The 25,527-nt window shown below is 44.4% G+C and carries 25 protein-coding genes and 1 pseudogene; 7 read left to right on the top strand and 19 right to left on the bottom strand.

From position 1 onward, the window contains the following. Positions 1-62: 62 nt before the first annotated feature. The 6 genes from N6H06_RS03920 to N6H06_RS03895 all read right to left on the bottom strand — a co-directional run bounded on the left by N6H06_RS03920 (position 63) and on the right by N6H06_RS03895 (position 5,909). Positions 63-662 (bottom strand): SCO family protein, encoded by a 600-nt coding sequence (locus N6H06_RS03920; protein WP_062745779.1) that lies wholly within the window; start codon positions 660-662, stop codon positions 63-65. A gap of 267 nt (positions 663-929) precedes the next feature. Then, on the bottom strand, positions 930-1,607 hold the full coding sequence (locus N6H06_RS03915) for a DUF421 domain-containing protein (protein WP_062745777.1): 678 nt from the start codon (positions 1,605-1,607) through the stop codon (positions 930-932). 125 nt (positions 1,608-1,732) lie between these two features. Beyond that, positions 1,733-1,936, bottom strand: coding sequence for an alpha/beta-type small acid-soluble spore protein (locus tag N6H06_RS03910; RefSeq protein ID WP_011248242.1), 204 nt, complete (start codon positions 1,934-1,936; stop codon positions 1,733-1,735). A 208-nt stretch (positions 1,937-2,144) separates the two neighbouring features. Next, complete coding sequence (locus tag N6H06_RS03905; protein ID WP_062745776.1) at positions 2,145-2,348, bottom strand: alpha/beta-type small acid-soluble spore protein; 204 nt, start codon at positions 2,346-2,348, stop codon at positions 2,145-2,147. Between the two features lie 136 nt (positions 2,349-2,484). Beyond that, positions 2,485-5,706, bottom strand: a complete 3,222-nt coding sequence (locus tag N6H06_RS03900; protein WP_263705674.1) for an efflux RND transporter permease subunit — start codon at positions 5,704-5,706, stop codon at positions 2,485-2,487. Between the two features lie 41 nt (positions 5,707-5,747). Further along, complete coding sequence (locus N6H06_RS03895; RefSeq protein WP_193754451.1) at positions 5,748-5,909, bottom strand: hypothetical protein; 162 nt, start codon at positions 5,907-5,909, stop codon at positions 5,748-5,750. Positions 5,910-6,136: 227 nt separating this feature from the next. Between N6H06_RS03895 and N6H06_RS03890 the strand changes: the two genes are divergently transcribed. Then, positions 6,137-7,009 (top strand): TetR/AcrR family transcriptional regulator, encoded by an 873-nt coding sequence (locus N6H06_RS03890; RefSeq protein WP_263705673.1) that lies wholly within the window; start codon positions 6,137-6,139, stop codon positions 7,007-7,009. 158 nt (positions 7,010-7,167) lie between these two features. Here the strand turns inward: N6H06_RS03890 and N6H06_RS03885 are convergent, their stop codons facing one another. From N6H06_RS03885 to N6H06_RS03870, 4 genes are all read right to left on the bottom strand, one after another. Beyond that, the gene (locus N6H06_RS03885; RefSeq protein WP_263705672.1) at positions 7,168-7,887 is read right to left on the bottom strand and encodes a hypothetical protein; all 720 of its coding nucleotides are present in this window, start codon (positions 7,885-7,887) and stop codon (positions 7,168-7,170) included. Beyond that, entirely contained in the window at positions 7,884-8,762 is an 879-nt protein-coding gene (locus N6H06_RS03880) for an ATP-binding cassette domain-containing protein (RefSeq protein WP_213028939.1), read from the bottom strand. Before N6H06_RS03880 ends, N6H06_RS03885 begins: the two co-directional genes overlap by 4 nt. After that, positions 8,755-9,123 (bottom strand): GntR family transcriptional regulator, encoded by a 369-nt coding sequence (locus N6H06_RS03875; protein WP_011248248.1) that lies wholly within the window; start codon positions 9,121-9,123, stop codon positions 8,755-8,757. Before N6H06_RS03875 ends, N6H06_RS03880 begins: the two co-directional genes overlap by 8 nt. A 175-nt stretch (positions 9,124-9,298) precedes the next feature. Continuing rightward, entirely contained in the window at positions 9,299-10,138 is an 840-nt protein-coding gene (locus N6H06_RS03870) for a uroporphyrinogen-III synthase (protein WP_263705670.1), read from the bottom strand. A gap of 101 nt (positions 10,139-10,239) precedes the next feature. On the opposite strand from N6H06_RS03870, the gene N6H06_RS03865 reads away from it, so the two are divergent. From N6H06_RS03865 to N6H06_RS03840, 6 genes and pseudogenes are all read left to right on the top strand, one after another. Further along, on the top strand, positions 10,240-10,389 hold the full coding sequence (locus N6H06_RS03865; RefSeq protein ID WP_153020492.1) for a lmo0937 family membrane protein: 150 nt from the start codon (positions 10,240-10,242) through the stop codon (positions 10,387-10,389). Between the two features lie 127 nt (positions 10,390-10,516). Further along, positions 10,517-11,657: pseudogene (locus N6H06_RS03860) on the top strand (alcohol dehydrogenase catalytic domain-containing protein). 184 nt (positions 11,658-11,841) lie between these two features. Next, positions 11,842-12,699 carry an MBL fold metallo-hydrolase gene (locus N6H06_RS03855; RefSeq protein ID WP_062745765.1) on the top strand — a complete coding sequence of 286 codons (858 nt, stop codon included), beginning with the start codon at positions 11,842-11,844 and terminating at the stop codon, positions 12,697-12,699. Positions 12,700-12,996: 297 nt separating this feature from the next. Next, on the top strand, positions 12,997-13,902 hold the full coding sequence (locus N6H06_RS03850; protein ID WP_062745763.1) for a manganese catalase family protein: 906 nt from the start codon (positions 12,997-12,999) through the stop codon (positions 13,900-13,902). Between the two features lie 168 nt (positions 13,903-14,070). Next, complete coding sequence (locus tag N6H06_RS03845) at positions 14,071-15,468, top strand: DUF2254 domain-containing protein (RefSeq protein ID WP_263705669.1); 1,398 nt, start codon at positions 14,071-14,073, stop codon at positions 15,466-15,468. A gap of 64 nt (positions 15,469-15,532) precedes the next feature. Next, positions 15,533-16,390: a glycine betaine ABC transporter substrate-binding protein gene (locus N6H06_RS03840; protein ID WP_263705668.1), complete on the top strand. Its 858-nt coding sequence runs from the start codon at positions 15,533-15,535 to the stop codon at positions 16,388-16,390. A gap of 228 nt (positions 16,391-16,618) precedes the next feature. On the opposite strand, the gene N6H06_RS03835 is transcribed toward N6H06_RS03840, so the two are convergent. The 9 genes from N6H06_RS03835 to isdG form a co-directional block, all read right to left on the bottom strand. After that, positions 16,619-17,926, bottom strand: a complete 1,308-nt coding sequence (locus tag N6H06_RS03835) for a hemolysin family protein (RefSeq protein WP_062745760.1) — start codon at positions 17,924-17,926, stop codon at positions 16,619-16,621. A 68-nt stretch (positions 17,927-17,994) separates the two neighbouring features. Further along, a complete protein-coding gene (locus N6H06_RS03830) occupies positions 17,995-18,195 on the bottom strand; it encodes a hypothetical protein (RefSeq protein ID WP_263705667.1) in 201 nt (66 codons plus the stop codon). Positions 18,196-18,418: 223 nt separating this feature from the next. After that, positions 18,419-19,186: a class B sortase gene (srtB, locus tag N6H06_RS03825; RefSeq protein WP_062745757.1), complete on the bottom strand. Its 768-nt coding sequence runs from the start codon at positions 19,184-19,186 to the stop codon at positions 18,419-18,421. Positions 19,187-19,201: 15 nt separating this feature from the next. Then, positions 19,202-19,972 carry an ABC transporter ATP-binding protein gene (locus N6H06_RS03820; protein ID WP_212954330.1) on the bottom strand — a complete coding sequence of 257 codons (771 nt, stop codon included), beginning with the start codon at positions 19,970-19,972 and terminating at the stop codon, positions 19,202-19,204. Further along, a complete protein-coding gene (locus tag N6H06_RS03815; protein ID WP_062745754.1) occupies positions 19,959-20,942 on the bottom strand; it encodes a FecCD family ABC transporter permease in 984 nt (327 codons plus the stop codon). The genes N6H06_RS03820 and N6H06_RS03815 overlap by 14 nt, the downstream gene beginning before the upstream one ends. After that, positions 20,943-21,851 (bottom strand): heme ABC transporter substrate-binding protein IsdE, encoded by a 909-nt coding sequence (gene isdE / locus N6H06_RS03810; protein ID WP_062745752.1) that lies wholly within the window; start codon positions 21,849-21,851, stop codon positions 20,943-20,945. It abuts the gene before it with no gap. A gap of 54 nt (positions 21,852-21,905) precedes the next feature. Beyond that, a complete protein-coding gene (locus N6H06_RS03805; protein WP_263705666.1) occupies positions 21,906-24,422 on the bottom strand; it encodes an NEAT domain-containing protein in 2,517 nt (838 codons plus the stop codon). 16 nt (positions 24,423-24,438) lie between these two features. Continuing rightward, positions 24,439-25,131 carry a heme uptake protein IsdC gene (isdC, locus tag N6H06_RS03800; protein WP_263705665.1) on the bottom strand — a complete coding sequence of 231 codons (693 nt, stop codon included), beginning with the start codon at positions 25,129-25,131 and terminating at the stop codon, positions 24,439-24,441. A gap of 48 nt (positions 25,132-25,179) precedes the next feature. Beyond that, positions 25,180-25,503: a heme oxygenase gene (isdG, locus tag N6H06_RS03795; RefSeq protein WP_011248264.1), complete on the bottom strand. Its 324-nt coding sequence runs from the start codon at positions 25,501-25,503 to the stop codon at positions 25,180-25,182. Positions 25,504-25,527 lie beyond the last annotated feature (24 nt).

Below are 25,527 nucleotides of genomic sequence, written 5' to 3'. Positions count from 1 at the left end.
CCAGCCAAAATAAAAAAAGGCGAAATCGACTTGCCTGCTCGCCTTTCCTTCCTCTTATACTCTTACTTCACTGTCCGTTGAATGTCTGCTTTAATATCACTTAAGTCAGAAGCCAACCCGTCATAGATCCGAACAACTTTCCCTTCCCCATCGATTAGAAAAAATCGGGTGCTATGAAGAAAATCGTCTTCTGTTTTTTCAACAGGTGCTTTAAACGAATCCAAAGCAAATGCCTGGATCTCCTCTAACTCATAACCCGTTAAAAAATCCCAGTACACATCGTTTACGCCAATATTTTCCGTATAGCCTTTCAAGTGCTCAACCGTATCGTTTTCTGGGTCAATCGAAAACGACACAAACGACAAATCCAAGTTCTCGGCAATCGCCATATCTTGCAATTCCCGCATATTAGGGGTCATAATCGGACAAACCGTGGGACAAGACGTAAAAATCATGTCAGCCAACCAATATTCCCCTTCAAAATCGCTTAACGATACTTCCTCCCCGTTTTGATTGGTATAAGCAAAATCGGCAACTTCCAATTCTGCTTCCGTGGCGTCAAATTCGCTTTGCGCCCCGCCAATCTGGTAGATCCACCCACAGGATGACAAAAGCAAAAGCGCTGCAAAAGACAATACAGACAAGTATAGTTTATTCGTCATAAGTTCACCTCGGATAACCTTTCATCCTGCACATGTTGTAAATCGCTTTCATCATAGTACAGTCTTGCTGGTTACGCAAGGGACATCAAGCATCTTCACATTTCTGTCAAATGAACGTCTAGGCTGCAGCAAGCAACCACATGTCCTATAGGTACTTGGGTGTTGTCGTTTATTTATCCGTTGCATCGTGTTTCCTACATCGGTTGGTGCTGGACTTTCGTGTCTTTAAGGCTGTTTTGTAAAATGGACTACCGATTTTCTCATAGCTTACATTTTTTCAATATAAATGCCTTCGTCTTGCTTCCATTCCAAATAAAAAACGTCCTCAAATTTGTCGATTTGATGCTGATCAAGCTGTTTTTTGAGCCAGTTTTCGTTAAAGCCAGCTTTATGGAGGTTTTCCCAGTCAACGGTGCCATCATTAATAAACGTTACCGGTAAATAAACCGGTTTTTCAGGAACATTTAAGTCTTCGTAAGTTGGTTGGTCGTACTGTGGTTTCTTTAATACGCTGACGGTTCCATCTGTTTCTAAAATAGCGTGTTCGACCTCTCTGACGGAAAAAGCTTGTTGTTTACGCAACAAATGTTGAAGTTGGTTCATATCAAGTTTATTCTTTTTCATCTCAGCGCGATTTAAGTGGCCGTTTTGAATAATAATGGATGGGTTTCCTTCGAGAATTTTTCGCGACTTCCGAAATTGCTGTGTGAGCCACTCTATAATATAAAGCAGAAGCCCCCATATAAAAATGGAGAACAGAATCGCGCCAATTTTGACTTTCTCATCATAGATGGCATTCCCTACAAGTTCCCCCAGAATCAGTGCTGAAATAAAGTCAAATGGGGTAATTTGCGCAAACGATGTTTTCCCCATCACTTTGGTTAAAACCAATAATGCAACTAGGCCAATTGTAAGTTCTACACTAGTTTGAAGTAGTTCTCCCACACTATCCCTCCATAGATCGGTTCTTTTAACAGTGTGCGTCAAACAGGGAACAGTTATCCTTCTTTTTTACTCCGAGAAAAAAGGAAAGGCGGCACGATGCCGCCTTTCAAGCCATCATATAGGGTTTAACGTTGTTGTCCGCCCATTTGCTGCTCTGCCATTTGAACGAGGCGTTTTGTGATTTCTCCGCCCACAGAACCGTTTGCACGGGAAGTCGTATCAGCGCCAAGGTTTACACCAAATTCGCTTGCGATTTCGTTTTTCATTTGTTCAAGGGCTTGCTCAGCACCAGGTACAACCAAGTTGTTTGAACTTCTATTGTTTGCCATTGTTGTTTCACCTCCCTATACCACTAGAATGACCATTTGCTAAAGAACTATGTATGAGTATTTTTATCCTTATTTATCCATTTGTAATGCTTATATAAAAAGGCGGCTAGTAAACCACCTTGAGGTTGTCGGCAAAGTCGATAACCGCACTCAGACTGATAGAAAGTCTGAAGGCGGCTAGTAAGCCGCCTTCGCCATGTTTATTTAATTAAAACTGTTTGCCACCCATTTGCTGTTCAGCCATTTGCACAAGGCGTTTTGTGATTTCTCCGCCTACTGAACCATTTGCACGAGAAGTTGTATCAGCACCGAGGTTTACGCCAAACTCGCTCGCGATTTCATACTTCATTTGGTCAAGTGCTTGTTCCACACCAGGTACAACCAAGTTGTTTGAGCTTCTGTTGTCTGCCATATCGTTTCACCTCCTTGGGTTTGTACTTCTAGAATGCCAAACAGCAAAAACGTCTATCCGAGGAATGATATGGAAGGACATCACTTTCATTTTGATGAAAAAGCCCTCTGGCTCATAAAGCCAGAGGGCAATCGTGCTATTTGCGCAAAAGTTTCCCGCGCATTTTCATTAACAGTTCGTAAACAATTGGAACGATGACCAAAGTGAGCAAAGTCGAGCTTGTCAAACCGCCAATGACGGTAATGCCTAGCCCTTTCGAAATGAGCCCGCCTCCTTCAGCACCAATTGCAAGGGGAATCAACGCGCCAATCGTAACAAGAGCGGTCATCAAAATTGGGCGCAGCCGCACTGTTCCAGCTTCCAAAAGTGCTTCTCTTGTGGAAAGACCTTCTTTTTCCTTATGGATCACACGGTCAATCAGAACAATTGCGTTGGTAACAACAATGCCGATTAACATCAATATCCCAATTAACACAGAAATGCTAATGGTTTCCCCTGTCACAAACAAGCCAACAAGGGCGCCAATTACAATAAACGGCAGTGAGAATAGAATCGCAAATGGCGCAAGTCCACCGCCAAAAGTTACAACTAAAACAAAGTAAACGATCGCAATCGCAACAAGCATGGCAATTCCTAACTGTGTAAATGATTCTTCGATATCAGCGGTTACGCCTCCGACTTGGACGTCAACCCCTTCAGGAAGCGCTAATTCCTCAATTTCATTTAAAACGGTTGTGGAGACGCCAGCTACATCATCAGACAAAATTTTTGCCGATGCTTCAGCATAAATCTGCCCATCCCTTCTTGTAATCGTTGAAGAAGACGTACCTTCTTCAACTGAGACAAGATCAGCGATCGCTACTTGTGTACCAAGTTGCGTTTCCACTTCAACGTCAGTTAGTTCTTCAAGGGAGCCATACTCTTCCTCATTTGTCGCAATGACCACATCAAGCTCTTCCCCGTCTGCTTCCACCGTCGTAACGGCGTTATGGTCATCAATATGGTACAGAGCCATGCCAAGCTGTGCTGTTGTCAAGCCTAGTTCACTCAATCGTTCTTGATCGACTTTCAGCGTGTACTCTTGATAGCGGTCAGCAATAGACGTTTCGGGATCAGCCAAATCATCGTGCTCCTCTAGAAGCGCTTTGATGTCTTCAACTGCCGGCTCGATCTCTTCTTCCGAATCGCCAAACACCGTTACCGAAAATTCGCTTGAACCTACGCCACCAGTCGCAATGTCTTGCCCAGTCCATGTGCCGTTTTCCGTTACTTCTTCTAACGCCTCGACAACAGCTTCTTTTTCTTGTGTAAAGCCTTCAAACTCATCTTCATATTGAATATAGAAGATCGCCGAATTATCTCCCGCCTGCATCATGGCCATCGATGAGCTTTGTGCCCCAAGGGAAAGTTGGAATACGTCAACTCCTTCTCTGTCAAGGAGCACTTCTTCCGCTGCATTGACGTCGTTTTCTGCATCTTCAAACGTTGTCCCTGCATTAGGCGAATAGGTTGCAAAAACAAGCTTCTCTTCTTCTTCTGGCAAAAAGCTTACACCGACAAAAGGCGTAAGGAACAAGCTGCCTACTAACAGGGCAATGGCGATAAGCGAAGTGATGATTTTATGGTTAAGAGCCGCTTCCAATAGGCGTCGGTAGCCAGATGCCAACTTCCCTGGCTTTTCTTCTTGCTTTTTATGTTTTTCAGGTGCGCCCTTTTTAAAGAGCGAATTTGCCATCATCGGCACAACCGTAATGGCAACAAGCAAAGAGGCAAATAAAGCGAAAATAACCGTTAAGCCAAATGGAAGGAACAACTCCCCAACCATTCCCTCGACAAGCCCGAGCGGCAGGAACACAACCGCTGTCACAATCGTGGAAGACAGAATTGGCTTAAACACTTCTTTCGTTGCATCTTGGATCAATGCACGGCCAGACAGTTTTTCTTCTTTTGACCCCATTCGCCTAAAAATATTTTCAACGACAACAATGGAGTCATCAATAACCCGGCCAATGGCAACGGTCATCGCGCCAAGAGTCATGATATTTAAAGTAATATCCAACTGCTGAAGCACGATTAAAGCGATAAATAGCGAAACTGGAATGGAGATAACGGAAATTACTGTCGTACGGATATTCCGCAAAAACAACAGGATGATAACCACTGCAAACAGCGCGCCAAACAACGCTTTGTTTACCATTGTCGCAACAGATTCTTCAATTGGTTTTGCCTGATCCGTTGTAATGGAAAGCGATAGCCCGTCTTCTTCAAAAGAAGCAATCGCTTCTTTTACTTCGTCAGCTACTGCGACTGTGTTGGCATCCCCTGCTTTAACGATTTCGACCCCGATTGCCGTTTGGCCGTTCGTTCTTGAAATCGAATTCGACTCATTGACAACTTCAATGTCAGCTACATCTTCAAGCGCAACCGTTTCAAGCGCAAGCTCAGGCATTTCTCCAGTCAGTTCTCCACCTTCCATGCCTTGTTGCCCTTCAATTGGCCCGTTTCCTTCAGGTATTTCCCCCTCCGGCATTTGTGGCATTTCACCTTCAGGCATTTCACCTTCAGGCATGCCGCCTTCAGGCAATTGCCCCATTTCTGGCGTACCACCGTCAGCAGGGATGGACGGAAGCTGCAAATTCCGCAAATCATCAAGTGTAGTCACTTTGCCGTCGATGACAACGGACTGTTCTTCACCTGAAAATGTATAAAGCCCTAACGGGAATCGCATGGATGATGCTTCCAACAATTGTGTAACTGTTTCTTCGTCTAGGCCATGTTCGGCAAGCGCCTCTTCATCAAAAGTGATCTGCACTTCTTTTGTTTCTTGACCTGCAGCGGTAACTGATTCAATTCCTGGCAAGCCTTCTAGCTCCGGAATAATGTCCTGCTCAACACGCTCAGTTAGCTCCGTCAACGATGCGCCTTCCTCAGAAACGCTCAATGTTAAAATAGGAAAAGCACCAAAGTTAATACGGGATACGGTTGGTTCTTCAACCCCATCTGCAAATTCAAGTTGGTCAATCGCTTCTTTTGCCTCTGCTTCAGCCTCATCCATTTCCTTGCTAAATTCATATTCGATTTGAATGGAAGCGAAGTTTTCAAAAGAAGACGAGTTCACGGCCGATACGCCGTCCAAATTTTCTACGGCTTGTTCAATCGGGATCGATACCTCGTTGGCGACTTCCTCTGGCGTAGCGCCAGGATAAGCGCCTGATACCGTAACAACTGGTGCATCAATGTCCGGTATCACTTCTCTGTTCATTGTCATCCCAGCATACAAACCGAAGACAATGATCATAACCGTCAACAGCCAGACGGCAAACTTATTATTCATCGAAAACTGAATAATCGATTTCATGTAGCGTATTCTCCCCTTCTCTCTAATTACACTCCCCTATCCTATAACGGCCTTTCACAAACGGATGCGTCAACACCGATTGATTTTAGGCGTGAGACGATTTCTTCTAATGAATAGGGTGGTGTTGTCGTTATTTCTCGTACATATGTAGTGGCTTGATTCGTCCAGAGGCCGCCGATAAGCAATGTATATTTTCGTTTCATGTTCCCCCTCCTAATTGTTGCAGTCGCGTCATGACTGACCGGTCAATTTTATACACTTAATCTTAGTTGATTAAACGTTAAAATACAACTGTGCCAACAATTTTACACAAAAAAATTTACAGAAACACAGCTGGGATTCCCCTTTTATGACTGAGTAGTCATTTTTGATTGCTTTGTTGCCATCTAATCTGTTACGATAATGGCAACTCCGAGAGGATGGGAATAGGATGAACGAGAAAAAAACAACGATTATCGAAACGGCGATTCACTTATTTGCCGAAAAGGGCTACTTTTCAACGTCTATTCAAGAAATCGCATCTGAGGCTGGAATCTCAAAAGGTGCTTTTTATTTGCATTTTGAGTCAAAAGACCAGTTGCTTATCGACATTTACCGCTACTATTACGAAAAGATGTCCGCTTTATTGGACCGGATTGAGCAAAAAAAGCTAACGCCAAGGCAGGCATTTCAAACACAAATTGAGTTTTTGTTTGCCGAGGTTTCGAAGCATAAAGAGTTTATTATCATGCATTTTCAAGAACAAGTGCTACCCATTAGCCACGAGGTGCGACAGTTTGTGTATGAGAAAAAGCTCGAGCACTACAACTGGCAGAAACGGTCACTGTTGTCGATCTACGGACAGGAAGCGGAGCGCTATATTCCTGACTTAATCCTGCTATTTGAAGGGTTAAGTCATTCGCTTTTCAAGCTTCTGCTTTTAACAAATCATCCCCTTGACCCTAGAAAGACAGCCACTTATTTGCTAAGGCGGCTCGACAACTTGGCCGAAGGACTAGTTGCTGGGGGCGAAGAGCCGTTCGTCACCGAACAGCGTCTTCAACAGTTAGACTGGCCATGTTCAAGCAGCACAGAGGAGCAAGTTAGGCAAACACTTTCAGCGATTCAAAAACGATTGCCAACTTTGCACATCCCAGATGAAAAAAAGCAAGAAGTCCTCGACGCCCTATCTGTATTACAGGCTGAATTGGATAAAAAGGAGCCTAAGAAAATCATTTTTCAAGGGATGTTGGCAACGATGGCCACCGTTAAGGAGCTCCGTGAGTTGTGCAACTCTGCCGCTAAACTGCTTGACATCCATTAACTTTACGTGCCCACTAGAGAATGGGTTTCATTTTTTAACCAACATGAAAACCGATTCGATGTCGTTAAAGCCTGATCGCTGTCATTTTGAGAACATAAAATCCAAAGCAGGCAATCGCCAAGTCGCTTTGGATTTTATGTTTTGCATATACCAGCTCGTTAGTCTTGAACTGTTTTGTTTTTAAAGAGGAAGCCTTTCTCACCGCCTCGTTCAAGTGGGCCATTTTTCATAATTACATATGAAAGGGCGGCAGCTGCGAAGCCGATTGCGCCAATAGCATGTAAAAAGACAAGATGGCTTTCAACAATCCAAGTAAACAAGGTGCGAAGGTCAGCAAACGCCAAATAGGCAATGACAACTAGTGCAACTCCGGTTAAGCCTAACAAGAAACGCACCGTTCCAAAATAAAACCAGACAGAGTTTATACCAAAGCTAACGCCAAACAGAAACACACACCAAAGGAGGTCAACCCAGAAATAAAGCAACGGATTGGCAGAACCAACTAATTCGCCCATATGAAAGAGGGGCATATTGATTACTCCTTGGTTAAGCAAAAACGCATTTAGTTGGTAAAGACCATTTAACACAGCCATGCAAATGACTATAAACAAGCCAGAGGCCGCTAGCATACTAAACAAAAACTGCTTTCTTGTCCCCCCAAGTGCAAGCGTGTAAACGTACCCTTTGTTGTAAACTAAAAACGGATAAATCGCAAACAAGCCATAATAAGGGCCAAACAACGTGCCCATAAATGTGTCTACACTCATTCCTAACACTAGAAAGAACAACCATAATGCAACAGTTATACCCGTCAAAATATAAAACTGCATTCGCATGTCTTCAAACATTAAACGAAAAGGACCTTTCAATGCGTTCATTGCTGCACTTCCTTCTTTTGTTTTTTTGTTAAAGAAACAAGGTAATCTTGAAGAGAGGCCTTTTCAATATTCACATGAGCTGCTTTAGCCCGCTCTGCCCATGTTTCAGAAAAGGAATCATCAAGCATGACATTCACGACATTTCCAAGAGTACGTTCCTCTAAAATGTTATACCCTGCCGTTAGTTCCTCAATGGCCGCTCTCTCCCCAGTCAACAAAATGCCTTGCACCGTTAACATTTCGGTTTCTTCATAACGAATGATCGTTTTCTGATCGACAATCGCGATTTTTTCGCACAAAGGCTTTAATTCATCGATATGGTGGGTAGACAACAGAAACAGACGTGGATGCTCTTCATACGTTTCTAACAGAACTTCATAGAATAGCTTTCGCATGTCAGCATCTAGCCCATTTGTTGGTTCATCCATAATCGTCACAGGGGTTTTGGAGGCCAAGCCGATGACGATTTTCGTCAACGTCTGCATCCCTTTTGAAAACTTGCGAATTTTTTTGTGGCACGGCAGTTCAAATAAATCAACTAGTTTATTCGCTAATTCCGTGTCCCAGTTTTGATAAAAATACGAAGCGAATCGTAAAGCATCCGTAACATTCCATAACTCTGAAAACGGATGGTTTTCATGCATATAAGCCACATGCCTCATTGACCCACTATAATTGTAGGGCGCAATTCCGTTGACAAGCACCGTGCCGCTCTCTGGCTTTTCTAATCCCGCCAAGAGCTTCATTAATGTTGTTTTTCCGGCGCCATTGCGGCCCCAAAGTCCAATAATAATAGGCTCTTTCTCGTCGATTGTTACATTCTGTAGCGCCTTGGTCTCCCCATAGGAAAAGTGCACATCGTTCATTTCAATCATCATAATCCTCCTCAATCAAACGAATGATCTCTTTTTTTGGTAAATGGATTCGCCTTGCTTCCTCCAGCATCGGCCGCACGTATTGTTGGTGAAAATCAAGTTTGCGCTCAGCTAGAAGTTTGTCTCGTGCTCCTTCTGCGACGAACATGCCAACTCCCCGTTGTTTATATACATACCCACCGTCCACTAACGCCGCCAATCCTTTTTGCGCAGTCGCCCGGTTGATGCGATAAAATTGAGAAAGTGCCGTAGTTGAAGGAAGCTGATCTCCCTCTTGCAGTTGGCCGTCCACAATATCATCCGCTATCATTTCTGATATTTGTTGAAAAATTGGCTTCGAATCATCAAAAACGGACTTCACATTCTCGTTCCTCCTTATTGTTGATTGGTTGATTAGTCGTGTAATCAACTATACAGTAAACTTTTGTTTTTGTAAACCTGTTTTTTAACGCAAAAAAGACCAGCCATAAACAGCTGGTCAAAATTAATTTTACTCATATTACTGCTACACACTGTTATTTTACGAAGCACAACCATCACGCTTCTAAAAACTTGCCTAGTTCGACTACCATCGCGCCCATCCGTTCTTTTTTAGGATAGACAACACGCCTGACCCCTTCTTCTGAAAGGGCTTCAGCTGTCACTTTGCCAACGGCGCATGCAACTGTCGGGCCAGCAAACACATGCAAAAGCTGCTCGTGCCTACCTGTTTCACTTGCCCTAGCAAATAGCGCCTTTACTTGTAATGCCGTTGTAAAGCAAACGGCATCGTACTCTTTTTTCTCGAGCAACTCCTCTAAAAACAAGTCAATCGTTTCTCCTTTAGGAGCATAGTGGATATAGGGGAGCCATGTGGACACCATCGCCTCCCCCTCTGTCAAAAACTGTTCTAACGTCGGTGAAGGCAGACCGTACTGCTGAACAATGACTTTTTTTCCGTTCCAGTCCATTTCCTTTAACTGCTCAACTAATTGTGCGGTCGTCCCATCTTCTGACACGACATCCATTGCTATATTTTCTTTCAACAACGCGTTTTTGGCTTTATAGCCACGCACAGCAATGTGAGCAGAACGAACTTGCTTTAAAAATGCCTCTTTTACCCCTGCTTCCTCTGCAAAGGCCAGAAGCGTCTGGACACCGATACCAGTCGTAAAGATAAACCAATCAGGCTGTGTAGCAAGCCCTGATTTTATCGCTTCTGTCACGGTTTCTTGATCTTGAATGACGGTGCCTTGCAACGAACGAACCGCGCTCGTTGCCCCCTGCTTATGTAAAAGCGCCTCCATTTCTTCCGTTTTCCGCGAAGCAGTTAAGGCCACATGTTTTCCTGCTAGTCCTCCCATTTGTGCCACCCCTTTACTCATCACTATTTTCACTATACCATAGCCTCCACTTTCTACACCCCCCTTGTATGTTTAACAATGACCGATTAGGGAAAGATAAAAAAACAAACATGTTAAAAACGGGAGTGAAAAAGATGCTGTGGACCATTATTGTCATTATTTTAGTATTGTGGCTGCTAGGCTTGATTGCTGACATTGGCGGAGGGCTCATTAACCTGTTGCTAATTGTTGCTTTAGTCGTTTTTATTTTTCAAATGCTCAACATGCGAAAAGGAAAATCGTAACTCTCTCATAAAAGCGCCGCTGCATCGTGATGCAGCGGCGCTTTTATGGAAGATTGTCCACGGAAGTTTTAATCTCCGTTAGATAAGGAATAGCCCCTTACATACTAAAAAGGAGGGGCATTCACAGATGAAAGCAGTTACCTTTCAAGGCAAAAAACAAATGGAACCAAAGGAAGTACCTGCACCTTCCATTCAACAAGACACAGACATTATAGTAAAAATTACCGCAAGTGGTATTTGCGGATCGGATTTGCATTTGTATCACGGCGGCATCGTGCCTGAAACCGATTATGTAGTAGGCCATGAACCGATGGGAATCGTCGAGGAAGTCGGTCCAATGGTCAAGTCGTTAAAAAAGGGCGACCGCGTCGTCATTCCTTTTAACGTAAGCTGCGGAGAATGTTTTTTTTTGCCAACACCAAATGGAAAGCCAGTGCGACAACTCTAACGGAAATCCTCATTCGGACGCAGGTGGATTATTTGGTTTTGCTGAGCAGTTTGGAAATTATCCAGGCGGGCAAGCCGAGTATTTGCGCGTGCCTTATGGCGATTTTACGCCGTTTAAGCTACCGGACGCGAGTGAATTGGATGACGAGCAAGTTGTTTTACTATCGGATGTGATCCCTACTGCTTACTGGAGCGTCAAACATGCCGGCGTTTCGACAGGCGATACGGTTATTATTTTAGGTTGTGGGCCGATTGGCTTAATGGCACAAAAATTTGCTTGGCTTCATGGCGCCAAACGTGTTATTGCTGTTGACCAAGTCGCACACCGCCTTGAACATGGAAAACGGACCAACTTAGTGGAAACCTATAACTTCAGCGATACGCCTGACATAGGCAAACAGCTCTACGAAGACACAGAGGGCGGCGCCGACGTGGTCATTGATTGCGTAGGCATGGATGGCACCGTTCCCCCAGGAGAAACATTTGGCTCAAGTGGAGACAACCAATTCGGTACGATCCAGCCAATTGTAACCGCCAGCGAAGCTGTGCGGAAATTCGGCACGGTGCAAATTACCGGCGTATACGGTTCAGAAGCCAATCAATTCCCAATTAACGATTTTTTCACACGCAATGTTTCTTTAAAAATGGGGCAAGCCCCTGTTGTTCATTTAATGCCGACCCTTTACACCATGATTGAAAGAGGGACGATTGACCCAACTGATATCATTACGCATCGAATGGGCATTGAAGACGCCCAAGACGCTTATCAGATATTTGACCAAAAAGAAGACGGCAACATTAAAACGATTTTTAAACTGTAAGTATTGTCCCCTCATCAATCAACAGACGGGGAGTGATGGAGCAAATCCAAGTGAGCAATGATTTTCATGGCAGACAATGACTAGATATCCCGCACGCGGTGATGAACGGGGTTGCCCACCGTCTAATACATGGTTTTTGTTTTCTTGTACACACTAGAGGCATCACAATTGTGGAGGGATAGCAATGGATATCGTTGATTGGAATCACACAACTCCGAATACAGTCAAACTGCCGATGACTTCAGCAACGAGCGGGCTCATGCAAAAAGTGACGGAAAAGCTCTTTTGTTTCACAACACAAATTGTCAATGTTTGTTTTATTGGCGACCCTACAAACGCACACGGTTGGGTGTTAATTGATACAGGCATGCCTGGAAAAAGCGACATGATTGTAGAGGCGCTCATCAAGCAATTTGGCGAAAGCAACCCTCCATCAGCGATTCTATTAACACATGGTCATTTTGACCACGTAGGTGGCGCTTTTGATCTAGCACAAAAATGGGATGTCCCTATCTACATTCATCCCGATGAGCTGCCTTATGTAACAGGCGAAAAAGCTTATCCGAAACCGGATGCCACTGTCGAAGGAGGGGTAGTAGCCAAGCTATCTCGCTTCTTTCCAAATGAACCGATCCAGCTTGACGACTATGTCAAGCCACTGCCTGACAAACTTGATTTCGCCGGGCTTGAGAATGAATGGACATGGCTGCACGTACCTGGGCATTCCCCTGGACAAGTTGCCTTTTTCCGTGAGCGGGACAAAGCTTTGCTATCAGCAGATGCCATTATAACTGTGAAGCAAGACGAGTTATTTGACGTCATCACACAAAATCAAGAAATTCAAGGTCCGCCCCGCTACTGGACCACCGATTGGACAGCGGCACACCGCTCCGTCCAAAAACTCCGGTCATTGGATCCAGCCGTCCTCGTTCCTGGCCATGGATTGCCTCTTTTTGGTCAAGAGCTTCGCGACAGCCTTGCTGTCCTTGACCAGCAATTTGAACGCATCGCTGTTCCTGATTATGGGAAGTATGTGCAGTAACTTTGGGACTCACGCGTCCGGCAATACGTATTGCCGGACGCTTTTTTTGCCCATATGTTTTTATCATTTGCTAGAGTATCGCAGCACAGATAGACATGTAATGAATATTTCTTAAGCATCTTTTTTACAACGCGTACAGTTGAATCTAAGCAAAACAGTTCTTTTGCTAAAATACGCTGGCATGTTAAGGCTCAGGAGGAACAGCAATCGTACCATTGGAGCTACTTTCCGTTTTAAAGCTTTCTGTACCGGGTAGGTAGTCCAAGAACACTACCATATTCGCCGGGAGGGATATCATTGTTTAAGCGTATTGATAAACTGCAAATTGATTTGCCTGAACTAAATGAACCTGATCCAGAATCAGCTGGCGTGGTGCAAGAATTGTTAGGCGGCCGCTTTGGCGAAATGTCGACACTGAACAACTATATGTTCCAATCGTTTAATTTCCGTAGCAAAAAAAAGCTTCGCCCTTTTTATGAGTTGATTGCGAGCATTACAGCAGAGGAACTAGGCCATGTAGAGCTTGTCGCCAATACAATCAATCTATGTTTGGACGGGTCTGTTGGCAATGGCAGCACCAACCCAGACCATGCCCCGCTTAAAGAAGTTCAAGGCATCGGCAACAAATTTAACTTTTTGCTTGGCGGTCAAAATGCGCTGCCGACAGACTCCAGTGGCAAACCATGGACAGGCGACAATGTATTTTCGAGTGGCAATTTAGTCCATGATCTTCTTCACAATTTTTATTTAGAATGCGGCGCCCGCACCCATAAAATGCGTGTTTACCAAATGACAGAGAATGAAACTGCACGGGAGTTAATCGGTTATTTGCTCGTTCGAGGAAGTGTCCACGCTGTTGCTTATGCACGGGCGCTTGAAGAAATCACAGGCGTCAATATGACGAAATTGCTGCCTATCCCAGACTTGGATAACAGCAAATTCGACCACGCGCATAAGTATGAAGCAATGGGCGTGCACCGTAAGCTTTATCGTTTCAGCGATGATGATTATCAATTGCTTAACCGCATTTGGTCTGGCCCGACGCCGATTGGCCCTCCAGGGGAATTAGAAGTCGTCGATGGGACACCAGAAGGCGGAAAGATACCTGATCTTGATCCTGTGCCAGAAGAATATGCACCTGGTTTTGATGAAGAACAGTTTAGAGAACTCTCCAAGCGTTTGCAATATGAAGCCGGGTTATAACAAAAACACATTTGACAAATAAAACGCCTTTGCCTCTCAAGGCGTTTTGTTTGTTGTCCATTTCTGCATCTTGACTCCCTGAAGCACCTTTCGGCTGGTTTGATATGGAGCGAACAGGGGTAAAGGACATTGTCTTGCTATAATCATCCAGATGAAAGGAAAAAACAAATGCATTTTTTGCACCTTTTTCCGCGCATGCTAAAAAAATTCAAAAATTTGTCCATACGCCAATTTCGCTACGAGATGAAAGCAAATGTCTGGGTCATTTGCTTGTTGTATGCGATCGTAGGTGTTTGCTTGGTTGCGATTGCTTATTGGGTTGACATGGAGCTATCTTTAGGTAGAGCAGTGCCTCACTTTTTTCAGGCAGACTATGAATTGACACGGCAAATCGTCAGCTCACTCGTAGCTGGGATCATTACGTTAAATGCATTTACCTTAAACTCGATTTTAGTGGTTCTGACGAATTTTTCCGGGCAATTTACGCCGCGGATGTTGACGACGTTTATTTCTGATAAGCGCACCCAACATGTGATGGGGATTTTTAATTTGGTGTTTGTGTTTATTCTTTTTTCGTTTTTTCTGCTTGATCAACAAGTGGCCAATTATTACTTTGCCATTCCGACGATGACGGTTCTGTTTATGTTGAGTGCCGTTGCTGCCTTTATCTACTTTATTAACCATTCTGTTAATTGGATGCAAGTCCCGAATATTATGTTCAATATGAAAAACGAGTCCAAAAACCAAATACTGGAGACGCTTGGAAAAGATTTAGAGCCTTACAGGACACGGGAACCGAATGGGTCTACGAATGATCTTTGCAACCAGGAGGCCATTACTGTTTGTGCAGCCAAGTCGGGCTATATTCAAATTGTCAATTACAAAAGCCTCGTACGGTATGCACAAAAAAAGAATCTAATCATTCGTTTTGAGAAACGGATAGGCGAGTTTGTATTGGAAGGAACGCCTCTGATGACTTATTGGGAAAAGGGAAGCAATCACGCAAATGTGGAGAGATTGCGGCAATGGGTGTACATTGGCGCAAAAAAAACAGAAGTTCAAGACCTTGAATTTGGCATTAACAAGCTAAAAGAAATTGCGATTAAGTCGATTGGCAATGACGATCCGGATACGGCTTCAAACGCGATTTTCCAGTTGACAGATTTGCTCTTGTCGATTTCAAAAGTAACTCGTTTTACGCCTTACTTGACTGATCAAAAAAACGACCTGCGCGTCATTATTAAAAAAGAAACATTTGAATTTTATTTGTACTCCACCTTCTCCCACATCACCATTTACGCCCAAGACGACCCTGTCATCACCAATGATGTGCTTGAGGCCGTCTGTCTTCTCGTTGAATCGATCGATTCTTCTTATTATCAAATTTCTTGGGAATTTGCACTAATGGTCGCAAAAGGCTATCGCGCTCCTTTCACGTTCAATTATACGAGAAGTCATTTTCTTGACAGCTTAGAAAAAATAGCGAAGACTACAGGAAACCAAGAGGGGTACCGATCATTTTTGGAAGAAGTTAAACAACAAGCGGAGGCGGACTCAGGTTCGTAGGCAATTTTTTATGGGCCTTTTTGTATAATAAATCTGTACCTTATTTCATTTCAGGAGGAATGTTGTGAACAAAATAACAAGTATAACTGGAGTTTTTTTGGCCGCTTTGACACTTGGCGGCTGTGCCAGCAATGAAAAAACGATTACAATAGGCCACAACAATTATGCAGAGTCAATCGCTTTTGCTCATTTGTGGAAAACGCTTTTAGAGGAACAAGGCTACCAAGTGGAACTTTCCCTTGTGGAAAAAGCAATGCTTTTTAATGGAGTCGAAAACGGCGACATCGATATTGGCTTTAATACGTGGCTCCCTTTCACTGACCAAGCATACGTTTCACTCGATTCTGAAGAAATAGACGTACAACTTGATGGCGTCCTGTACGAAGGGACAACCTTAGGGCTGGCTGTCCCTTCGTATATGGATGATGTGGAAACAATTGAAGACTTATCTAGCTATTTCGACGAGCTCGAGGGAACGATTACAGGGATTGATCCAGGCTCGGCGTTAATGCAATTGACGCAAGACGAAGTCATGGACCATTACGATTTGGACGAGTTTACTTTACAATCCTCTTCTGAACAAGCCATGATTGCCGAGCTTGATACCCGTTACAAAAACGAGGAACCGATTGTCGTCACTCTTTGGAGCCCTCATTGGACATTTGGATCTTATGATTTAAAGTTCCTGGATGACCCAGATCGTGTTTATGGCGAAGCAGATGATATTTACTATATGGCTCGCAATGGTTTAGCAGAAGATGAACCAGATCTAATTCAATCGCTGAATAATTGCTATTTTACAGAGGAAACGCTGTCTGAACTTCTTACGCTGCAACAACAGTATGAGGATGATATGGACAGTGCTGTAGCAGAATGGATCGAAAAACACGAAGGTCTGGTACACGGATGGCTGGAAGGCTAAACGTGAAAAACCCCTTCTCTTTTTAAGGGAGAAGGGGTGAGGTTGTCGACAAAGTCGATAACCGCCCACTCAGACTGATAGAAAACGCTTGTCAGACGAGGAGTGCAGGCGAGGGAAGATGCGAATAGAACGTGGGTTCATGAGCATATGACTGAGACAAACGACGAAGTATGCGAGCGTTTGTCTACAGTCTGACCCCTTCTCTTTTTAAGGGAGAAGGGGTTCATCCTATTCGATTTCCATCGCTTCCTTAGGCGTTAAAAACACATCAACGGTGTTGATTTGGTAGCCTTCAAACGAATTGACTTTAAACGTATACTTGCCATAGGTGAGCGTTTCTTCTTCTTGAAGATCGTATTTTTGTGTGAGCATCCAGCCGCCAATTGTGTCTGCGTCTTCGTCGTCCATATCAATGTGGAGCAACTCATTCAATTCGCTTATGAGCGTCTGCCCGCTAATACGGTAGTGGTGCTCGGCAATTTTTTGAATATGCGGTTCTTCTTCAATGTCAAATTCATCATTGATGTCGCCGACGATTTCTTCAATGATGTCCTCCATTGTGACCAAGCCGGCCGTTCCGCCGTATTCATCAAAAAGGATCGCCATATGGCTCTGGTTTTTCTGCATTTCCACAAGAATGTCGCGAATTGGAACGGACTCAATGATTGTAATCGCAGGACGCATAATTTCCTTTAAGTCTAAGGGATGGTCTGGCTCATACGCCAACTTTCCTAAAAGCTCTCGCACATTGACAATTCCAAGGACATGGTCCTTATCTCCGTCTGTGACAGGATAGCGCGTATATTTTTGGTCACGGATTTTCGCAAGGATTTCATCCATATCGTCGTCAATCGTAAGTGTGGCCATTTCCGTCCGCGGAACCATAATTTCTTTGGCAATCCGCTCATCAAATTCAAAGATCTTGTTCACATAATTGTATTCCGCTTGGTTAATCTCCCCGCCTTTGTAACTTTCCGACAAAATCAAGCGCAACTCTTCTTCACTATGCGTCACTTCATGTTCACTCATTGGTTGGAACCCAAAAGCTTTCACGATCAGACGGGCGGAACCGTTCAAAAGCCATATAAATGGGTAGAGCAAGAGATAAAACCAGATGAGTGGCCGCGCAATCCAAAGCGTCACCTGTTCGGCTCGTTGAATCGCGATCGTCTTCGGAGCAAGTTCACCAATTACAACATGCAAAAACGTTGCAAATAAAAAAGAGATAAGAAACGAAATCGTTGTTACTAGCGCATCGCTAATCGCAAAGGAGCCAATGACCGGATGGAGCATCCGCTCAAATGTCGGCTCTGCCAAACGCCCAATCCCGAGGGCCGTAATCGTGATTCCAAGTTGGCAGGCAGATAAATACTCGTCCAAGTGGGTAACGACTTTTTTCGCCGCTAACGCCCGTTTGCTGCCGCCCTCAATATGGGGTTCAAGTTGTGTGCTTCGTATTTTGACAATCGCAAACTCCGACGCAACGAAAAACGCAGTTAACGCAATTAAAACCGCTACGCCGATTAGATTAATCATTATGCCTATGTCCAATCAATTCCCTTATATAAGGGATTCACCTCCGCAATTAACTCGTGGATTGACGTTCATTCTGTGACATTTATACTTACAGCTTCTGTTAGCCCTTCCATCCTCACATCGCCTTCTTTCAAGCCACCTTTCTCGGTAGTATTTACAATTGGCTCAATTTCATTAGAAAACATGAGTAATTGACCAAAGGCTAATGAAATATAGCTGTTTTGTCTGCATTTTAAGAAAAGTTTCTGCTTAGTGACAAACAGGGTCATGAGACCGCTCCATTTTATACTTAATTCATTATTATAACAAATATATGTTAAGATACGATTAATAAACCATGTAAAAATGTCGCAATTGCTCATCATTGTCTTAAAGCGTTTATCTACATAAGACAGCATGTCTTATCGCGAAGTAACTGTCCTTAAAAAACGCCAGCAATTTTTGCCAGCGCCCGTATCTTTATTCAGGTTCATTCTGAGTTTTTGTCCCCCATCAACCGTCGCCGCGCTCAATCAATTTGCCATGGACAACGAGCCTTCCCTCTGTTGGGTGAAGACGATAATCGCATGTAGACAGAGTAATAATTTGATCCTTTACAGTTACCTCTGTTTCAGCTTGAAAAAGAGAGCGTTCTTGAATATCCGTTAAAAAAGCCCCATACGCGTCATCTGATTGAAAATCGGTTTCTATATAGTAAAAATCTGTTTTCGTTTGGTAAACAGAAAACACTTCGATATCATACTGCGCGTCTGTTGTGTCATAATACATGTCTGGCTGGTTATAAAAAAAAGACTGATCAGTAAAGGCAGTAAGGTCGCTGAACATCGACGAATCTTTCATGCGATGCCCGTATAAGATACGGTTTCGCTCCTTTCCTCCTGCGTGATTGCGATAATCGATAAAAATACTACCTGCTCTCGTCTCCTCGCCTTTATAGTTGCGGTTTAAGTAATATTCATTATCGTGCCCTTGCAAGACTGGATAATCAATATTGGTTTCACCAATAAAAATCCAGCCGACTATGTCATCATTAATCGCGTGCAAACCTGAAAAAGCCGATTGCTGCAGGTCCTGTAAAACAGTACCCTCTTTGCCTTGTTTAGCGGTTTGGCTATTGCTCCTTTCGTACAGCTGTTGTGCTTCCGCCAATACCGTTCGGTTGTTCCAATAATCATAACCGATTTGGATCAGGTTGGCGCAAGCATAAACAAACACGCATGCAAACAGGAGAGATATGCCTTTGCTAATTACTTGTTTCAATGCTTTCTCCCCTTTCTAAATGCCAACTGGCAACAATACGAGGCCCGCTTCTGCGTCATCGCGCACAACAGCCCGAACACCATATATGTTTTCCACCATTTCTTCCGTCACCACTTCTCTTGGCAAGCCAGCTTTAACAATGCTTCCTGCCTGCATAACGATGAGCTCATCGCTGTATTGGATGGCTTGATTTAAATCATGGAGCACCATCACAATCGTTGTCTTTTTTACCCGGTTTAGTGAGCGCACAAGTTCCAATACTTCTAACTGATGGTACAAATCAAGGTACGTAGTCGGTTCGTCTAAAAGCAGGATGTTTGTTTTTTGTGCGAGTGCTAATGCAATCCAAGCGCGCTGTTGCTCGCCTCCAGAAAGAGACAACAACGGCAAATGGGCCTTGTTTTTTAATTTAGTCGCTTCAAGCGCTTCGCTTACCGCTTGCTCGTCCTCTTCTTTCCAGTTGGAAAACCGTTTCCGATAAGGGAAGCGCCCATATGTGACTAATTTTTTGACTGTAATGTCGGCCGGCGCTTCATTTTGTTGGTAGACAACCGCCAAATGTCGGGCCAATTCTTTAGCCCGGTAAGAAGAGAGCGTCTTGCCATCCACTACCACTTCTCCTTTTATGGGAGTAAGGCGATTTGCTAATAAAGAGAGCAATGTCGACTTTCCAGATCCATTCGGGCCAATAATGGTGGTAATGGCGCCTGGGCGGATCGTGGCATTAATGTGATTGATTGTCTTTTCATGATGACGATAAGAAAACGATAAATTACGAATGTCCATTCATTTGATCCCTCTTTCTCAACAAGAAAATCAGGAATGGGCCGCCGATGATCGACATGAGAATGGATGCAGGAATCTCATTCGGTGCAAGGAGAAGGCGCCCAATCGTATCAGCTGCCAGCAAAAGGCTTGCGCCAGCCAATACGCAAAATGGCAACAGCGTTTTATAATCGGATCCAACCAACTGCCGCCCGATATGAGGCACAAGCAGCCCTAAAAAGGCAATCACGCCAGCAATCGCTGTCGCTGTTGATGCAAGCACAACCGCTGCAAACGAAACAAGAAGCCTTGCAGGAATGACACGCATGCCGAGGCTGCTTGCTGTGCGATCATTTAATACTAATAAATTGCATATCGAATACAGGCAAAGGGAGAGCACAATCGCCACCCCGCCATAAAACAGCATGACATTGGCGTCTGCCCATGTTTTCATCGACAATGTCGACGTCGTGGCTGCTGATATGCTTGTCACCGAATAGCTGCCTCTGTAATTAAATGCTTCGGCGAGGCCGCTAAACGTTGCATGAATGGCCACACCAATTAACACCAGCTTTAAAGGATGTAAACCGTCTCTCCAAGATAATGAGTAAACGAGGCCACAGGCCATCATGCCGCCAAGAAATGCAAACAGCGGCATATAGTAAAACAGTTGCGGAAAGATCGTAACAGCTAATAACGCCGTAAAATTGGCTCCTGAAGAAATGCCGATAATGCTAGGGTCGGCGATCGGGTTGCGCATGACAGCTTGCAACAACGCACCAGCAACTGCTAAAGCAGCACCGGCAAAACTGGCGATAATGATACGCGGAAAGCGGAGATCATAAATGACATTGACTTCTTCATCTGCTTTGCTGATAACCCCTTGCACAAGCTGTGAAAATGGCACACGAATGCTACCGCTCATTACCGACCAGTACAACAACCCTAGTAGCAATCCAGCAAGGACAATAAACACAACCGTCTTTTTCATCTAATCGCCCGCCTCTGGATAAAGCATTGCTTCCAGTTCATCTAACGCTTCGACCACAGCGATATTGCCAGTCGTACCAAACAACAGCTCTTCCAAATCATAAACGCGCCCATTTTTGACAGCGTTAAAATGTTTCCAAATATCATTGGTTTTAAATTCCTCATCAAACATTTCAACGACTTCCTCTGGCATCCCATGGGCAGCACGCAAAATCACATCTGGATTAGCCTGTTGCAAATATTCCGTATTGGATGCTAAATACTCAGCCTCATCTTCTCCTTGAACAATATTTTCCCCACCAGCAAGACGGACAAGGTCGCCAATATAAGAATGCTCAGTCGCGACCAAATAACTGCCTGGCACTCCCATTAAAATTAATACGGACGGCGAATCGGCGTCCTTTGTCTGTTTTTGCAGCTCACTAATCCGTTCATTAAAACGAGCGACGAGACGATTGGCTTGTTCTTCCCGTTGATAGGTCTCACCCATTTCCAAAATTTCTTCACTCATCGCTTCCACGCTTTGAAAGTTTAAAAACTCAGCGTCAATACCAGCTTGAGCAAACGGCTCTTCCAAGTCAGCCTCTAGCGTTGTTACACTCCAAACGACATCAGGGGCCAAACTGCGAATTTGTTCCATATCTGGGCTCATTGGATTGCCAATTTCCGAGACGTTCTTATAACGGTTCGGCAGCTCCTTATAGCTAGTCGGAATGCCGACAAGCTCCAAATTAAGAGCATCGGCTAATTCTGTTGCAGAGACAGTCGTCGCCACGATCCGCGCTGGCTGCTCATCTAACGGTTCGATTCCCCCCTCTGCTTTTTTCCCAGTAGCCCCCTCACTCGCTGGCTGACAAGATGCAAGCATTACGGTTGCTGCCGCTATACCAACGGATGTTCTCAGTTTCATTGCAAACAAGCTCCTTTTTAAAAGCCCTGGCAAACAAGCGGCCAGGGCTCTTCATTAATTGGCTGAAAGCCGCTTGTTGCGGCGTTTCCAAATAAAATAGATACTTGATGCGACGAGCAATCCCGCATACAAACCAATCATCGCCATATCGCCCGTTTTGGCATTAGCAACATGTTCACCGCTTGATTGCTTTAGCTCATTCTCATCTTTTAGTTGGCCCCGTTTATAATCAAGGTTTTCTCCATTCGGTCCCTTGCTGTTTTGACCAACATTGCCAGTATTGTTGTCATTGACGTTATTGCTTTTTTTTGTTGGTTCCGTGGCCGGAGGTGGTGTTTCCCCTTTTTCAATCAGTTTAAGGCTGGCTGTGTCAAACGCAATTTGCACATCGTATTTGTTGTCATAACCAATATCAGGAACAATGACATGCACCCATGCATTGACGCTTGTTTCTAATGAATCCGTTTCAAAACGGACAACCCGTTTCCTAGCTGCTACATCTTCAGAAACGACTTCAGGGCGTTCGCCTTCAATCTTTAAGTCGTTATACCAGTCGCTATGTGTTAATGTGAGATCAACGGTATACTCGCCGTCTTTTACATAAACGGTCGCTGGCTTCTCCGTATAGCCATCCATCACTGAAATGTCTTCAGTGCCGTCTTTGTAAACAGCGAAATCCACTTCGTAACGACCATCTTCTAACTCGTTAACGTCGACAGGCGGTTCGTTTCCATTGTTTCCTCCATTTCCGCCATTGCCGCCAGGATTTCTGCCGTTTCCGCCGTTGTGATTGTTTCCTCCATGATTGCCAGTATTTCCACCGTTATTTCCACTTTGCCCCTCTCCAGGATCTGGATTTCCCGGTAACTCAGGATCGGGATCCTTTTCAATCAACTTAATCGAATCGACGTCAAAGGCCAGTTGTGTGTTGTACTCATTGTCATACTCAAATCCTGGAATCCCTTTGACGACAATGTGCACCCATGCATTCGTTTTTTCGTCAAGGTTATTAACAGGAAAGCGGACAACACGTTTATCAGCCTCTTCATCAGTTAAAACAACCTCAGGCCGTTCCCCTGCAATCTTAAGATCCTCATACCAACTGCTGTGAAGCAATGTTAAATCAACAGTAAACTCGCCATCCTTCACGTACAAAGTCGCCGGTTTTTCCGTGTAGCCATCCATAACCGAGACGTCCTCTGTGCCATCTTTCAAAAAGGTAAAGTCAATTTCATAACGTCCATTGGCGAGATCGTCTATTTCATCGCTAGGCGCTGTTCCAGGGTTGCCTGTTCCAGGCTCCTCAGTTCCCGGTTCTTCAGTGCCTGGTTCCTCGGTACTTGGTTCTTCCGTGCCTGGCTCCTCTGCTCCTGGTTCCTCGGTGCCTGGTTCTTCCGTGCCTGGCTCCTCTGCTCCTGGTTCCTCGGTGCCTGGTTCTTCCGTGCCTGGCTCCTCTGCTCCTGGTTCCTCAGTTCCCGGTTCTTCAGCGCCTGGTTCTTCAGGTGCAGGCAGGGCTTCGATTCCTTCAACATCAAACAACAGACGGAAACTTTGTGTATTTTCATATACGTCTCCATTCGGCATTGAAACGCGCATCGAAACGTTTGCTTTTGCTGGCTTGTCTAAATCTGTTACCGTATATGCATACGTACGGGTATTGGCTTCTCCGTCTTCGTCAACAACCTTGCCATCATAAAACGTGCCATTCTCTTCAAGTTGGAGCGCCGTAATTTGATGGCTGTCTTTTACTGTTAAGGCAACAGTTTGAACACCGTCTTTCACGCTCAACTGAGCTGGATTTACTAAATAACGGCTCATCGTCGAATCGCGATCTTCTGTTGCATGCTTAGCTGCGAATGGAATCGTATACTCGCCATCTTCCAGTACGACTGGTTCCCCGGTCCCCGGTTCTTCAGTGCCTGGTTCTTCGGTGCCTGGTTCTTCGGTGCCTGGCTCTTCAGTGCCTGGCTCTTCAGTGCCTGGTTCTTCGGTGCCTGGTTCTTCAGTGCCTGGTTCTTCGGTGCCTGGTTCTTCAGTGCCTGGCTCTTCAGCGCCTGGTTCTTCGGTGCCTGGTTCTTCGACAGTTGGAGGCTCGTCTAATTCAATTATGGAGATTCCATTTACGTCAAGGGCAATTTGTACATCATATTTATTGTCGTATTCGAAACCAGGGATGCCGGTGACAATAATGTGGACATAGGCATCAAGTTTTTCATCTAATTGAGAAACAGGAAAACGGACAACCCGTTCATTTTTGCTCGTATCCTCGGAAATCGTTTCTGGCTGTGCGCCTTCGACCTTAAAGTCTTGGTACCAGTTGCTGTTCGTAAGCGTCATATCAATTTCATAGCTGCCGTCTTTTACATAAAGCGTGGCTGGTTTTTTTGTATAACCATCCATGACCGACGTTTCGTCAGTTCCATTTTTTAGCACTTTAAAAGGGATTTCATAAGTGCCGTTTTGCAGTGGCTCGCTGGCTGCCGAAGCTGTGTTTGCAAATGTCGGCAGCACGGTAGCGAATACAAGCAAAAGAGAAAAGAACCCATTAATCAAACGGTTTCGCACATTCATCTTTACATCTCCTCCTTCACGAAACTTGTCTTATACGTTTGCGAAGAAGTACAATAGCACTGACGATGGCAAGGCAGCTAAGCAAAGCAATTGGTGCGGCATCGTTTGTTTGCGGATTGTCCTCCTCCGTTGGTTTACTTGTGTCTGTGTGTGCGCGTTTGCCTTCGTCTTCAGACGATTGGGCCGTTCCCAGCGGCTCATCGTCTTTTTTGTCTTCTTCGTTTTTATCTTCTTCGCTTGATGCAGCCGTTTCTAAAGCAGTTAAACTATTCTCATTAAAATCAAAGCGAATCGTGTAATGATGGTCATAGTCAATATCAGGGACGATCACATGGATTTTTGCTTCCGTCATATCGTCAATTCCCTCAAGTGGAAATTGCACAACTCTTGTATCGGCCCCTTCATCTTCTGAAACGACAGCTACATCTGCAAAACCGCCATTTGTTGGCGTTTGAAATTCAACAATCCATGAACTATGGTTTAGTTTCATTTCTGCTGTTATCTCACCGTTTTTTACATGCAATGTTGCTGGCTTCTCCCAGTAATCATTGGCAATGGAAGCCGAAGGATCAGTTGCATGCATGACTGTATAATCAATCGTATAGGTCCCATCTGCTAGCTCGGCATTGGCGTAGCCAAAATTAGCTCCGAGCACGAACACCGCTACCGTACTCAGCAGAAACACTATTTTTCTTAGTCGAATACCCATTGTTCTCCTCCCTTAGTCGTTTGTACTGCTTGGTGAAAGACCCCTTTATTATTGTGCTTGTGCAATCGGCATGCGAACTACTTCAACATCGTAAAATTCGATTTCATTGCCTAAGATATAGTCTGGGCGAGCGTTTCGACCTGAATGCGCTTCACGGAAGGCTTCGCTTTTCGTCCACGCATGAAAATCGGCTTTCGTTTCCCAACGTGTGCTAATTGTTACTTCATCGACCTCTTTTTCCTTTGCATTTACAAGGACTTCAAGGCCAAGAAACCCTTTTTGCATTTCAATTTTGCCAATCTTGTCAAAACGCTTAACGAGCTTATGCCCTTCACCTTTACGAATCAACGTTTTGTTTGCCACAATCACCATTTTATTTCCTCCTCTTTTTTAATA

This window comes from Shouchella tritolerans (assembly GCF_025770735.1).
Lineage (GTDB): Bacteria > Bacillota > Bacilli > Bacillales > Bacillaceae_D > Shouchella > Shouchella tritolerans.
This window is presented reverse-complemented; position numbering and strand designations above follow the sequence as displayed.

Coding starts and splice junctions, on each gene's coding strand:
- N6H06_RS03920 (WP_062745779.1), bottom strand. CDS start 662: ATGACGAATAAACTATACTTGTCTGTATTGTCTTTTGCAGCGCTTTTG.
- N6H06_RS03910 (WP_011248242.1), bottom strand. CDS start 1,936: ATGGCAAACAATAGAAGTTCAAACAACTTGGTTGTACCTGGTGCTGAG.
- N6H06_RS03905 (WP_062745776.1), bottom strand. CDS start 2,348: ATGGCAGACAACAGAAGCTCAAACAACTTGGTTGTACCTGGTGTGGAA.
- N6H06_RS03900 (WP_263705674.1), bottom strand. CDS start 5,706: ATGAAATCGATTATTCAGTTTTCGATGAATAATAAGTTTGCCGTCTGG.
- N6H06_RS03895 (WP_193754451.1), bottom strand. CDS start 5,909: ATGAAACGAAAATATACATTGCTTATCGGCGGCCTCTGGACGAATCAA.
- N6H06_RS03890 (WP_263705673.1), top strand. CDS start 6,137: ATGAACGAGAAAAAAACAACGATTATCGAAACGGCGATTCACTTATTT.
- N6H06_RS03885 (WP_263705672.1), bottom strand. CDS start 7,887: ATGAACGCATTGAAAGGTCCTTTTCGTTTAATGTTTGAAGACATGCGA.
- N6H06_RS03880 (WP_213028939.1), bottom strand. CDS start 8,762: ATGATTGAAATGAACGATGTGCACTTTTCCTATGGGGAGACCAAGGCG.
- N6H06_RS03865 (WP_153020492.1), top strand. CDS start 10,240: ATGCTGTGGACCATTATTGTCATTATTTTAGTATTGTGGCTGCTAGGC.
- N6H06_RS03855 (WP_062745765.1), top strand. CDS start 11,842: ATGGATATCGTTGATTGGAATCACACAACTCCGAATACAGTCAAACTG.
- N6H06_RS03845 (WP_263705669.1), top strand. CDS start 14,071: ATGCATTTTTTGCACCTTTTTCCGCGCATGCTAAAAAAATTCAAAAAT.
- N6H06_RS03835 (WP_062745760.1), bottom strand. CDS start 17,926: ATGATTAATCTAATCGGCGTAGCGGTTTTAATTGCGTTAACTGCGTTT.
- N6H06_RS03830 (WP_263705667.1), bottom strand. CDS start 18,195: ATGACCCTGTTTGTCACTAAGCAGAAACTTTTCTTAAAATGCAGACAA.
- N6H06_RS03820 (WP_212954330.1), bottom strand. CDS start 19,972: ATGGACATTCGTAATTTATCGTTTTCTTATCGTCATCATGAAAAGACA.
- N6H06_RS03815 (WP_062745754.1), bottom strand. CDS start 20,942: ATGAAAAAGACGGTTGTGTTTATTGTCCTTGCTGGATTGCTACTAGGG.
- isdE (WP_062745752.1), bottom strand. CDS start 21,851: ATGAAACTGAGAACATCCGTTGGTATAGCGGCAGCAACCGTAATGCTT.
- N6H06_RS03805 (WP_263705666.1), bottom strand. CDS start 24,422: ATGAATGTGCGAAACCGTTTGATTAATGGGTTCTTTTCTCTTTTGCTT.
- isdC (WP_263705665.1), bottom strand. CDS start 25,131: ATGGGTATTCGACTAAGAAAAATAGTGTTTCTGCTGAGTACGGTAGCG.
- isdG (WP_011248264.1), bottom strand. CDS start 25,503: ATGGTGATTGTGGCAAACAAAACGTTGATTCGTAAAGGTGAAGGGCAT.